This is a genomic window from Chitinophaga sp. (assembly GCF_017745275.1).
In the GTDB taxonomy this organism is placed as follows: Bacteria; Bacteroidota; Bacteroidia; order Chitinophagales; family Chitinophagaceae; genus Chitinophaga.
This window is the reverse complement of record NZ_JAGHZS010000002.1, coordinates 774481-786673: the sequence shown is the minus strand read 5'-3', so window position 1 is coordinate 786673 and position 12193 is coordinate 774481. Positions and strand designations below refer to the sequence as shown.

Sequence of the window (12193 nt, the reverse complement as noted above, 5' to 3'; positions counted from 1 at the left end):
TTAGCATTTTAAGCAATACAACGGAGTTATTCGACGTATTGCTTAAAATGCCAGACGTGATGCTATAACGAAATATACTGACGCTTTACATTGTGTCCTTCTACCGCTACCTGTGCACCGCTGTTAGCGCCTACCGCCGCGCCGCTGATGCTCACCGTTTTTTGTTCACCCGGTAATACCGAGAGGTAGTTGTCACTGTAAAACACGGGCAAAATCCTTTGTTTCGTTTTTGCGTCTACCAACGATGCCCGGTTGAAAAACGCCACCGGGTTGCCAACAGGATTACTGATCGTTACGGCAATACTGTCTGTACCTGCTTTCTGTGCAGTTATATTCACTGTTGCTGCCGGCATTTGCTGAAGACCTGAGTAATTTCCTTTTCCATCGGCCAGCCAGTAAAGGTTTTCATCCACCACCCGCTGTTGGTGATCCAGGAGACGTAAAGAAAAGAATGCCCCCTCCTTTTCGCTCATCTTGTCGATCACTCCTTTTAAAGTCATGAACTTTTGTACTTTACTGGGTCCTACCTCAACAAATAATTGTGTCAGCAAAGTATCCCGGCCTTTCATATCGTATACTTTCAATTCCAGCATCAGGTCGCGGGCGTAGTTGAAGGTGTTGTTTACTGCCATTACCATGCCTTCTACCGGATCATACATCACATGCAGCGGCGTAGCGCCTTTGCGGGTACCATACAGGCAGGCATTGGGATCAAGATAATAATCGTACATCTGTCCCCGTAGTGCGGTCCATGGATTCTGGGTTTTCCAGATGATAACACCCGTGTACCAATCCCACATATGTGCGCTGAAACCTTCCATCAACGCGCGATACTGATCGTAGTTCACCAACTGTACTTTATTGGCCCACTCCCTCAGGTCCGTAGTTTTACCATATGGATCTACGGATTTGTTATACGCGATGTATTTGTGATAATCCCACACTGCATCTGTTTTACCCGTTTGCGGATCAGGGGCAACGAGGTTCTCTTTTGGTAAAAATCTTTCGAGTGATTCATAATCACCGGTGCCTACTGAACCTACTTCCGAGTTAAAAGGGAATGTGCGATAGCTCCAGAAGTAGGGCACCGACTGGATTCCATAGGGTCCGTCGCCATTACCACCAAGGGAGTTATAAGACATACTATCAGAGTTGGAGTAGTCGAAGAAATAACGGGTGCCGTCCAATGCAGGCAGGATAGAATCTTTCATCGCATGGAATATATCTGCCGGAGGCGTAATTTCATTTCCTCCACACCAGAAAGCCAGGGAAGGATAGTTACGCAATAGTTTCACCTGGTCAGCTACACTTTCGAGGAAAATTGAATGATTGTCGGGGTACCTGCGGCGGGTCCACTGGTCGTCTTTCTTCATTGGGTCCTGCCACCGGCCATTGCAATCGCCGGAGATCCAGAAGTCCTGGAATACCAGCAGGCCGTACTTATCGCAGGCTTCAAAGAATTCAGGTCTTTCTGTTAAGCTGCCACCCCATATCCGGATGAGGTTCAGGTTCATGTCCCGATGGAAACGCACCTCCGCGTCATAGCGTTCTTTGCTGAAGCGGAACATGGCATCAGAAGTAATCCAGTTGCCACCTTTGATAAATATTTTTTGTCCGTTTACCGCAATTTCGCGGCTGCGGGTATGATTGTTCCAGTAGGTTTGTATTTCGCGGATACCAAATTCCACGTCTTCTGTATCATCCGTGTGATTGTTGTTCACGAACTGCAACTGCATATGATACAGATGTTGCGGGCCATAACCGGCGGGCCACCACAAGGATGGCTTTTTTATCACCATGTCCGGCAATTGCACGGTGGTAGTGGAATGCGGCGGCAATGTCACTTTCTTCAGCGTTATTCCACTACTGATATTATATCGCAGCGTACCGTTTACGCTTTTGCTGCTGGTATTTTCCAGGTCGGCCGATACAATCACAGTAGCCGGTGCCTGTAGCCCTTCCGCTTTGCGGACACCGGGAACACGGGTGATCACATGTGGATCTTTAATGCGCACCGCGCCGGTTTTCTCAATAAATACTTTATCCCAGATACCGGTGTTACGATCACGCATGGGCTGTATCCAATCCCACCCGGCGGTGTATTGCGGCCCTACATTTTTAGCAATGGTACCATCTCCTCCCTGGCCACCATTGGGGTTGCCGGGAAATACAGGCGGATACACGATCACCGCCAGGCGGTTGTTACCATTCTTTGCCAGCCAGGGGGTGATATTATAAGACTGTCGCTGATAAGCGCCTATATGCGTAGTGGCATTTACTTTATGACCATTGAGAAAAATATCGCAGCCATCATTTACGCCCCTGAAATGCAGCCATACCTGCCCCTCGCCGGCAGCGGGTTTCTCCGTAAAATCTTTTACAAACCAATACGTGTAATGATCCCGGCCTGTTTGATAAATGTCCGGAATCTTTTCGTTGTTCATGCCATACATCGGGTCCGGCACCTGCTTGTTGTTCAGCAGCGTGGTTAACACGGTACCCGGTACAGTGGCGGGTGTCCAGCCGGAGAGCTGATACGCAGGATCTGAAATTTGTTGTCCCGTAGCTGTTATCCCGGCAATGTTCTTACATTGCCATCCGCTGTTGAGTTCATATTTTTCCTGCGCTGATAATGACCTAACAGCCATTAACAGTAAGCAGGCAATCGATGCTTTCCGAAATATCATGAGATCAGTTTTACAGGCTAATACGATGCCTGCAAATATAGGCTAACGTGCTCCCCCGTCAAAACCGCTCCTCATTGTTCCGCCAATTCTTTCACTACTGATAGCGCTTTGGGAAACGCTGACTCGAAATAACTTTTAAAATCTGCATCTGCATCCATTTCTACCAGCAGCGCGGTTTTACCATCCCTTTCTGAGAGGGTATAATTTTCAGTTGTGCCAGCCCAGGCTTTCACACGGTCGCTGGTCAGGTCCTCTACACCATCCCTGATGTCGCCCAGGTGTTTGAAAGACATATACTCATCCGGGATCTTCGCTGCGATGGTAGATACCATACCATCATTTTTACTATCCAGGAATAAGGTACGACCGCCCACCTGCCAGTCTGTTACTATTTTAGACCCTTCTGCAAAAGGGGCAGTCCATGCAGGATACGTGTGTTCGCCCCAAAGTATCTCCCACACTTTGTGACGAGGCGCGTTAATGATGGTGTTGAATGTTAATTTTTCCATGACTACTCATTTATAAGGTGAACAGATAGTTTGTTATATTTATTCCGGTATTCCAGTGGGGTAAGTCCTGTAACTTTCTTAAACACTGTTCTGAACGATTTCGTATCTACATACCCTACATCATAAATTACTTCGTTGATATTTTTGGTGCTGGTTTCAAAATCCCTTTTGGCAGCTTCTATTTTAATCCGCTGAATATATTCTACAACGGTGTTGCCGGTCGATTTTTTGAATCGTCTTTCAAAAGTTCTTCTTCCGATAGCCGTCAGGTCCGACAGCTGGTCCACGGTAATTTTATCCTGGTAGCTGGCTTCAATAAACCGTTGTGCTTTGAGAATCGGTTCATCATTATGTGTTTTTTGTCCTTCGAAGATGATGAAGGGCGACTGGCTATCCCGCTCCAGGTCTATCTCGTAGGCTTTGGACGTCATGATGGCGATATCTCTGCCAGCATATTTTTCCACCAGGTATACAATCAGGTTGAGATAGGAATATGCGCCGCCACTGGTATAAATACGATCTTCTTCCGTGATGACACGTTCATCCATCAGGTTTACCTTAGGGAACATTTCCCTGAATTGCTGCGCCATTTTCCAGTGGGTAGCGCAGGCTTTACCATCGAGCAGGCCGGTGGCAGCAAGGAAAAACGCGCCGAGACAAAGACTGGCAATCGATGCCCCCATGGCGTGTTGCTGAATGATCCAGGGAATAAAAGCTTTATTTTGTTCCGCCGCCGCGGCCTGATTTCCATGCAAGGCAGGAATAATGATCAGGTCTGTTTTCTTTACGTCCTTAATCAACACATCAGGGGTGATGGTAAAGAGGCGATTGGGCTGATTCACCACTTTAGAAATGCCCACCAACTGTACTTCAAACAGAGGAGCCCTTCCTTTATCAGCCAGGAAATTGTTCAGATCCATAAAGATCTGGTAACTGCCTTCGATATTAACAACGCTGGTATGGCCTAATGGCACCAGGATGGAGATATGTATCATATCGGTAAATATAAATGAATGAATGCCGCAATTAACCTATGAATTGTCGCTATCTCCCCCCTTCAGAGTGCCGATAGCTTACGATTTTTGTGAAATATTACTAACGAGCAAAATCCGGTACAATGACGAGCATCCACACCTACCTTACTTTTAATGGCAACTGCCGGGAGGCAATGAGCTTCTATAAAGAATGCCTGGGTGGAGAACTGCTCTTTCAAACCATCGGAGAATCGCCTATGTCTGTTGGTATTCCCCCTTTTATGAAACATTTTATTTTGCATTCCTGTCTTACCAAAGGCGCCCTGGTGATTATCGGATCTGATATGGTGCCGGAAGCAGGACTGATGACCGGGAATGCTGTTTCTTTACTACTCAACTGCAACTCGGAAGACGAAGCCCGCACCTTTTATAAAAAATTATCACGGAACGGTGAGAGAACGCAACCATTGGAAAATACTTTCTGGGGAGCACTCTTCGGCACGCTCACGGATAAATTCGGTCATCACTGGCTGATCAACTTTGAAGGCAACCACCGTCAATGACCGTTGTAAGCCTTTTCCAGTGTAGCAATGTCCAGCTTCACCATCTTCATCACTTCCGCCATTACGCGGCTGGATACAGCCGGATCTTTATCGGCCACCATGGTACTCAATTTAGCGGGCACCACCTGCCACGATAAACCATATTTATCCTTCAGCCAGCCGCACTGACTTTCCCTGCCGCCATCTGCGGTGAGCCTGGTCCAGTAGTCATCTATTTCCGCCTGGTTTTCACAGTTGATTGTAAAAGAAACTGCTTCGGTGAACGGAAACAATGGGCCTCCATTGATCGCAATAAAATGTTCTCCCTCCAATTCAAAGGTAGCGCTCAACAGCAGGCCTTCCGGCGCCCCCATTCCCTTTCCATAGTATGATTTATTAAATACCCGGAAACTTTTAAAAACGGAAGCGTAAAAGTCCATGGCTTCCTCCGCATTATTATTGAACCAAAGTGACGGCATGATCTTTTGCATAACAGTAGATTTAAGGTGACCTGTTGTTACAAAGGTACCTGTCGTTTTACTCATACAAGAGGTGCATTAGCGACATTCTAAAGGGGGACATGCGACAATTATTGCGGCAGAGATACAACAGTTGTTAATCCATCTTTCCTAACTAATACCACTGCACGAAAAAGCAGGAATATTCCTTTCAAATGAATTATTTTGTTATTCATTTACTGGTTTTATGAAGCTAAAATTCCACACCTGCCTCCTCCTGCTTATTATAAGTGGTTTGGTTCCTGGCATCAGCTCCGCCCAAACTGACACTACTCCCCGATTCCGGGTGATTGCATTTTATACTGCCAAAAGCGATGCAGCACATATCAGCTTTGTACACGAGGCCAATGCATGGTTTCCGAAGATGGCGGCACAGCATCATTTCAGTTATGACTCCACCAACAACTGGCAAAACCTGAACCCTGCCTTTCTGTCCAGATACCAGGTGGTTATTTTCCTGGATACACGCCCGGATGATCCGGCACAACGGGCTGCTTTCCAGCAATACATGGAGCAGGGCGGCGGATGGATGGGTTTTCATTTTGCCGCCTTTGCGCTTACGCCATCCGACTTCCCGGATAACTGGCACTGGTATCATCATACCTTCCTCGGCTCCGGAGCCTATAGCAGCAATACCTGGCGCCCCACAACAGCCGTGTTACGGGTAGAGGACCATCAACATCCGGCAACGAAAAATTTACCGGATACTTTTTCCGCCTGTCCCAATGAATGGTATCGCTGGAGTAATGATCTGCGAAAAAATCGGGATATCGATATTCTCTTATCGATAGATCCCCGGAGTTTCCCGCTGGGAACGGGTCCCAAACCAAATGAGATATGGCATAGCGGCTACTACCCTGTTGTATGGACCAACAGAAAATACAACATGATCTACCTGAATATGGGACATAATGATATTGATTACGAACACCATACTAACAGGGAGTTATCTGCTACGTTTGGCAGCAATGTGCAGGATCAATTGATATTGGATGCGTTATTTTGGGTAGCAGAAAGCAAAAGGCAGAAAGCAAAAAGCTATTGAAGCGAATAATTTAAGCGGATATCTAAATTGTTGATCCGCGCAAGTCATTCGCTTCAATAGCTTTTTGCTTTCTGCTTTTTGCTTTCTGCTATTCCATAAATGCTTCTATTTTCTTTTTTTCAGACAGTTTCACAAATTGCCCGTACTTATCCAGGTATTCTTTTGCGACTGGTATAAATCCGGCTTTATCCTGTTTATTGAGCAGGTAAATAGTTTTTGCGCGCAGATATATTTCCTCCCCGGTGGCGCCGTATGGTTGTACATTAGCAGCGATAGCGGGCCAGTCAGGATTGGCGCCGTTATCTGGCATAGCAGGGGCAATGAGATCCTGGTAAATGAGGTTCATCATTTTCACGGCAGCCTGCCTGGCCCCCATGGCTTTATCGATGGCTTCCATATTATTCCGGATAATGGTAAAGCCGGTATCCCTGGTGCTGCTGGTGACCTGCATCACATAACGGAGATCATCTTCCGTGTAGGGAGGCCTGATCTGCGCGAGGTAATCTGCACCAGCCATAGCAGCACCTTCTTTATCGCCGGCCTGCACCGCCATCATCGCCATTTTCCTTAAAAATGCAGGGTCTCTTTTTCCATCAATATATTCCTGCAATACTGCGCTGTACAAAGCGGCAGGGTCTGTGATATCAGCGTCTGCCGCGGCTACCTCCGGGAGTGTACCCATATCGGGATTCAGCGGTGCGTGTATTTTCCGTATTTCCGCAAACGGAATTTTTATGACCTGGCGGTCATAAGTGAGTAACCCGTTTTGCTCTCCCTCCACATCGAATGGCTGCGTGTAAATACTGGCGGAGAGACCTTGCCGCTGCAACAGTTGCAAATGCTGGTTCATGATAGCATACTTCGCTTTCAGCGCGCCGGGCTTTTCCAGGATATAGCCCCAGGCACTGCTCATGTTCCACTGGTGATCAGGAATAAATACGCCGATGCCACCAAACTCGCCCAGTACCTGTGCTTTGCCAGGCATACGGATGGCGTTCATGGGATTGGGATAGCTGTGTACATCCGTTAGATCAGCGCTGACATAGGCATTGGGGCTTGGGCTGCGTAACTTATCATTTACATAGAGGTATTCCCCGGAGTGCCCGTTCACCAGGCGGGATGGATCGGTGCGTTTAATCCATTCCGTTAAACGTTGCTGGTCGAACTGTCCCCATTTTTCGTTGAAGAGTACCCAGGTAGTGATAGCAGGATGATTGCGTAGCTGGGCCAGCGTTTCCTCGCATTGTGTTTCGAAGGCGGCTTTAGACCCGGCTGGCAGGCTGTGATTGGGGCTCACCATATCCTGCCAGACCAGGATACCGAGCTTGTCTGCCCAGAAGTACCAACGGGCAGGCTCTACTTTAATGTGTTTTCGAATAGTGTTGAAGCCCATCGCTTTGATGACTTTGATATCAAACGCCAGGGCCTCATCTGTTGGTGCAGTATACAGGCCATCGGGCCAGAAGCCCTGGTCCAGCGTACCCAGGTTAAAATAGGGTTTGTTGTTGAGGAAGATGCGATCCACCCCTTTATCGTCTTTGGCAATGGAGATTTTCCGCATACCGAAATAGCTTTTCACTTTATCAACCGGCTTATTTCCTTTCAGCAAAGTAACGGAGAGGTCGTATAGAAAAGGACTGGCAGGCGACCACAACGCGGCGCCTGGTATTTTCAACTGCAGAACTGTATTGCTGCTGCCTTTAACGCTGCCTACTACTGTGCCGGCGCCCGAAGCCACCGCCTCCACCTGGTAGCCGGGAGGAGCCTGTACGGTAATGGCCAGCATATCTTTATCGATATCAGGCACCAGGTGTAAACCGGTGATGAAGTCGGCAGGAACTGTTTCCAGCCACACTGTTTGCCAGATGCCGGAGCTGGGCGTATAATAAATATCAGCAGGATTCAATACCTGTTTACCGTGTGGACCAATGCCCCGGTCAGATGGATCGTATACTTTCAGCAGCAGGGTATTGTTGCCGGGTTTTACGGCAGCGGTAATATCAAGGGTAAACTCCGTATAGCCGCCGGTGTGAGTACCTACACTTTTTCCGTTTACATATACATTGGTTTGCCAGTCGACCGCGCCGAAGTGCAATAATATTTTTTCGCCGCTGTGCGGGGCAACGTTGATAGTACGCCGGTACCACAGCCGTTGGTCCGGCTGCAGGCTTTTCTTTACGCCGGAGAGCGCCGATTCCAGTGGAAAGGGCACCAGTATTTGTCCGTCGAAAGTGTTGGGTGCCTGCGCGTTGGCGGTGGTGATGGCATAATCCCATAGGCCATTAAGATTTTGCCAGTTGCCGCGCTCAAGCTGTGGCCGCGGATATGCGGGCAGCGCGTTTTCGGGGCTCACCTCCTTCGCCCACCGTGATTGAATGGGGATGGGCTGCATTTTATATCCCGTTTGTGCAAATAGGGGTAATGTCATGATAAGGCCGATGGTATTGGCCAGCAACAAATGCTTTACGGTTAATTTTAACATTGGCGTTGAAAATTAAGCTTTAAGGTTAATTGAGTACTGCAGAAGGTAAGGCTATGAAAATCAGTTGACTATTTTATTCGTCTGAGAAACAGATCCGGGCGTTGAACAAAAAGTAGCAAAATATACATCATTATCTGGATAAGCGATAAAGGATTCACTCAAACGATTGAGTGATTATGGCAATACAACTACACAACCCTTTGCTGGCGGGCACTGCAGGTATATGCTATTAATTTCTTAAAACAGTTTTATAATTAATAAATAAAGAAAAAATTATATAGTTTTGCGGACAACCTAACTGACTTATAATAGGGTAACCTGCAACGATCACACTTTTAACAAAGGACTATGCAAAGCTTAGGCACAAAAGGCCGCTGGAATGCGATCTGTCACGCTATTAGTAACATTCCTCCAAAATACCTATATACCTTGTTTCTGCTGATGGCCGTTGGTATCTCTTTCCATTCCTGGTTTTCTTCGCAGGACATGGACAGATGGACGCGCTACAATAACTTTCTTATTTTCAAAGATGCCTGGTCGCATCTGATACAGAACAAGGATCTCTATATCCTGTATCCGGACGAATATTACGATTTGTACAAGTACAGTCCTTCCTTTGCGATGTGGATGGGAGTATTTGCGTGGATGCCGGATGTACCGGCGCTGATTTGCTGGAACATTATGAACGTAGTGGTATTCCTGGTTGCTATCAGAACCTTGCCGGTAAAAAAGGAAAAGCAGTCCGTTTTCCTGTTATTTTTAGCGATAGAGATGATGATTGCCCTGACCAGTTCGCAGATCAACGTTTTTATCACGGGCTTTTTCATCCTGGCCTGGCATTGCATGGAAAACAGGAAAATAGCCATGGCAGCCTTATTGCTGGTGGTTACTATTTATATTAAAATATTCGGGATTGTGGCCTTGTCGCTGTTTTTGCTGTATCCGCAGCGCTGGAAAGCAGCTTTATACACTGCCTTCTGGACACTGATCATTGCTGTAATGCCCTTAATGGTGATTTCTGCTGATCAGTTACTCTTCCTGTACAAGAGCTGGGCGCACCTGCTGGCGAATGATTATTCAGCCTCGTATGGCGTTTCTGTAATGGGTTGGTGGCATACCTGGTTTAATATGGACATCTCCAAACAGGCGTTTATCCTTACCGCAGCTGCTATATTTATCTTGCCTTTTATCAAAATACTATACAGCGGGGAAACGAAATTTAACCTGAATATGCTGGCATCCGTGCTGATATGGGTGGTTATTTTCAATCACAAGGGAGAATCACCTACTTATATCATTGCGTTGACCGGTGTAGCCATCTGGTATTTCACGCAGCCGCCCACACGCGTCAACACTACGCTGGCGGTACTTACGCTGGTATTTACCTCCTTCTCATCCACAGATTTAATTACCCCTTACTGGATTGCCAGAACCTATGTAGAACCATACGCAGTAAAAGCGGTTTTCTGTTCTATTGTATGGGCCAAAATAGTACTGGAGCCATTCTTTGTAGCTCAAGCCAGTAAAGTGATAGCAGTGGAAGCACATCATAAAGCGGCATAAAGCAGAAAGCATAAAGCAAAAAGCTATTGCAGCGAGTGATCCAAGCGGAAATTATATTCGCGCCAATCCACTCGCTGCAATAGCTTTTTGCTTTATGCTTTCTGCTTTATGCTAATACTAGCTCTGTTTCCTAACGTACTTCGTCAATATCACAATCACCTGCCCTTCTATTTTGCCTTCTATTTGTTCGGTGTTATCTTCTACCAGTCGGATATTCTTTACTACAGTACCCATTTTAGCATTCAGGGTAGATCCTTTTACATCGAGGGATTTGATCAGCACTACGGAGTCCCCGTTTTGCAGCACGGCGTTGTTACAATCGCGGTGCAGGTCTACACTGCCATCGCTTTCATGATCGCCGGTAGCTTTAGCCCAGGCTAATGCTTCGTCGTTCAGGTAGATCATGTCCAGGTTGTCCATCGCCCAGCTTTCGTGTTTCAGGCGGTTGAGCATGCGCCAGGATACGATTTGTATGCCCGGGATCTCACTCCACATGGTGTCGGATAAGCAACGCCAGTGGTCACTGTTCAGTTCCGCTTTCTTTTCAATCTGAGATTGGCATTGTGCACAGATGAGGATACAGTTATCCTGATCGGCATAAGATTGAGGAGGTACTTCATAAACATTCAACGTATCAGTGGCCTGACATAGTTCGCACTTATTGTCGCTCCTTTGCTGTAATAGTTCGTTCAGCTTCATAATGTCCCTTGTTGTAAAAAATGGGCACAAAGGTACTATTATAAGCCGAAAGCATAAAGCCGAAAGGCAAAAAGCTATTTTAGCGAGTGATTGAATCGTATATTATTAATTCTACTTATCCATCATTCGCTAAAATAGCTTTTTGCTTTTTGCTTTCGGCTTTATGCTTTCCGCAACTCCACGGTGGCGCCATTTTTACGCCTGGAATCATCTGCTGCTTCCATGAAGGCCGTCATTTCCATTGTTTCTTCCGGAGGCACAGGTGGGATACCGCTCTGGAAAAAAGCGGTGATCTGCAGCATCAGCGGGTGGTAAGAGTTGAAGTCGCCGACAGGTGCAATCGCTTTTTCACCAAAGGCGTGTCCGCCGAAGCCATAGGGGCCTTTCTTTACGCCCCTCAGCGTACCAATGCGCCCATCGTTCCAAACGGCCGTGATATGATCCATATCCGCTTCGGTAGTGCGGGTAAGGCGCTGACAACCGGTTCCCATCAGGGCATATAACATTTCTACCCCGTGAATACCGTACCAGAAGAGGTCCGGATGTGTTTTTTCAGTGGGCGAAGGCGTATAAATATCTGCGCCTGTTACTTTACCAATGCTACCTTCCTTCACCTGCCGGATACTTTCTATAAAACGAAGGGCGGAAGAAGAGAATACCGGTACTTTATACTGTGCTGCTGCTTTAAAAATAGCCTGGGTATCCGCCAGGGAGGCCGCAATGGGCTTATCGATGAATACCCGTTTGCCGGCTTTAAATACGGGCAATACCTGTTCCAGGTGTACGCGTCCATCATTGGATTCGAGTAATACTACATCGCATTTTTTTAATAAGACGGCAATGCTGTCCACCACTTCTACGCCCAGTTCTTTCACCTGCTTCAGGTTACCGGGCACCATTTCCAGGCTGGACGCAATGTCTTTGCTGCCTTGCGCATAGGCCACGGTAACATGGTATCCGCCGAAGGCCGGATCAGGGTTGACGGCGTTCAACATTTTTGTAAACTCCACGCTATGCGAAGTATCCAATCCGATGATTCCCACGCGGCGCCCATCTGCAGCGGGTGTAGCTGCGAGCAGTTTGCCGGCCGGTGCCAGGAGCCCCAGGCCAATACCCGTCATGGCGGCATCGCGGATGAAGCGACGCCGGTTATAAGAAGATGTGTTCATGTATG

General features: G+C 47.3%; 10 protein-coding genes. 3 read left to right on the top strand and 7 right to left on the bottom strand.

What is annotated here, in order from left to right:
- Nucleotides 1-62 precede the first annotated feature (62 nt).
- From J7623_RS08900 to J7623_RS08890, 3 genes are all read right to left on the bottom strand, one after another.
- Complete coding sequence (locus J7623_RS08900) at nucleotides 63-2687, bottom strand: glycoside hydrolase family 2 TIM barrel-domain containing protein (protein ID WP_291919470.1); 2625 nt, start codon at nucleotides 2685-2687, stop codon at nucleotides 63-65.
- A gap of 71 nt (nucleotides 2688-2758) precedes the next feature.
- On the bottom strand, nucleotides 2759-3196 hold the full coding sequence (locus J7623_RS08895) for an SRPBCC domain-containing protein (RefSeq protein WP_291919469.1): 438 nt from the start codon (nucleotides 3194-3196) through the stop codon (nucleotides 2759-2761).
- Nucleotides 3197-3198: 2 nt separating this feature from the next.
- The gene (locus J7623_RS08890; protein ID WP_291919468.1) at nucleotides 3199-4191 is read right to left on the bottom strand and encodes a helix-turn-helix domain-containing protein; all 993 of its coding nucleotides are present in this window, start codon (nucleotides 4189-4191) and stop codon (nucleotides 3199-3201) included.
- Between the two features lie 122 nt (nucleotides 4192-4313).
- Between J7623_RS08890 and J7623_RS08885 the strand changes: the two genes are divergently transcribed.
- Entirely contained in the window at nucleotides 4314-4733 is a 420-nt protein-coding gene (locus J7623_RS08885) for a VOC family protein (RefSeq protein ID WP_291919467.1), read from the top strand.
- On the opposite strand, the gene J7623_RS08880 is transcribed toward J7623_RS08885, so the two are convergent.
- Complete coding sequence (locus tag J7623_RS08880; protein WP_291919466.1) at nucleotides 4727-5257, bottom strand: VOC family protein; 531 nt, start codon at nucleotides 5255-5257, stop codon at nucleotides 4727-4729. The genes J7623_RS08885 and J7623_RS08880 overlap by 7 nt on opposite strands.
- Nucleotides 5258-5417: 160 nt before the next feature.
- Between J7623_RS08880 and J7623_RS08875 the strand changes: the two genes are divergently transcribed.
- Complete coding sequence (locus J7623_RS08875; protein ID WP_291919465.1) at nucleotides 5418-6275, top strand: ThuA domain-containing protein; 858 nt, start codon at nucleotides 5418-5420, stop codon at nucleotides 6273-6275.
- A gap of 88 nt (nucleotides 6276-6363) precedes the next feature.
- Here J7623_RS08875 and J7623_RS08870 read toward each other — a convergent pair whose 3' ends face one another.
- Entirely contained in the window at nucleotides 6364-8757 is a 2394-nt protein-coding gene (locus tag J7623_RS08870; protein ID WP_291919464.1) for a sugar-binding domain-containing protein, read from the bottom strand.
- 348 nt (nucleotides 8758-9105) lie between these two features.
- Here J7623_RS08870 and J7623_RS08865 point away from each other — a divergent pair, with 348 nt between their 5' ends.
- On the top strand, nucleotides 9106-10320 hold the full coding sequence (locus J7623_RS08865; protein ID WP_291919463.1) for a glycosyltransferase family 87 protein: 1215 nt from the start codon (nucleotides 9106-9108) through the stop codon (nucleotides 10318-10320).
- Between the two features lie 117 nt (nucleotides 10321-10437).
- Here J7623_RS08865 and J7623_RS08860 read toward each other — a convergent pair whose 3' ends face one another.
- Entirely contained in the window at nucleotides 10438-11019 is a 582-nt protein-coding gene (locus J7623_RS08860) for an alkylphosphonate utilization protein (RefSeq protein WP_291919462.1), read from the bottom strand.
- Nucleotides 11020-11180: 161 nt separating this feature from the next.
- On the bottom strand, nucleotides 11181-12188 hold the full coding sequence (locus tag J7623_RS08855) for a Gfo/Idh/MocA family oxidoreductase (RefSeq protein WP_291919461.1): 1008 nt from the start codon (nucleotides 12186-12188) through the stop codon (nucleotides 11181-11183).
- Nucleotides 12189-12193 lie beyond the last annotated feature (5 nt).

Coding starts and splice junctions, on each gene's coding strand:
- J7623_RS08900 (WP_291919470.1), bottom strand. CDS start 2,687: ATGATATTTCGGAAAGCATCGATTGCCTGCTTACTGTTAATGGCTGTT.
- J7623_RS08895 (WP_291919469.1), bottom strand. CDS start 3,196: ATGGAAAAATTAACATTCAACACCATCATTAACGCGCCTCGTCACAAA.
- J7623_RS08890 (WP_291919468.1), bottom strand. CDS start 4,191: ATGATACATATCTCCATCCTGGTGCCATTAGGCCATACCAGCGTTGTT.
- J7623_RS08885 (WP_291919467.1), top strand. CDS start 4,314: ATGACGAGCATCCACACCTACCTTACTTTTAATGGCAACTGCCGGGAG.
- J7623_RS08880 (WP_291919466.1), bottom strand. CDS start 5,257: ATGAGTAAAACGACAGGTACCTTTGTAACAACAGGTCACCTTAAATCT.
- J7623_RS08875 (WP_291919465.1), top strand. CDS start 5,418: ATGAAGCTAAAATTCCACACCTGCCTCCTCCTGCTTATTATAAGTGGT.
- J7623_RS08870 (WP_291919464.1), bottom strand. CDS start 8,757: ATGTTAAAATTAACCGTAAAGCATTTGTTGCTGGCCAATACCATCGGC.
- J7623_RS08865 (WP_291919463.1), top strand. CDS start 9,106: ATGCAAAGCTTAGGCACAAAAGGCCGCTGGAATGCGATCTGTCACGCT.
- J7623_RS08860 (WP_291919462.1), bottom strand. CDS start 11,019: ATGAAGCTGAACGAACTATTACAGCAAAGGAGCGACAATAAGTGCGAA.
- J7623_RS08855 (WP_291919461.1), bottom strand. CDS start 12,188: ATGAACACATCTTCTTATAACCGGCGTCGCTTCATCCGCGATGCCGCC.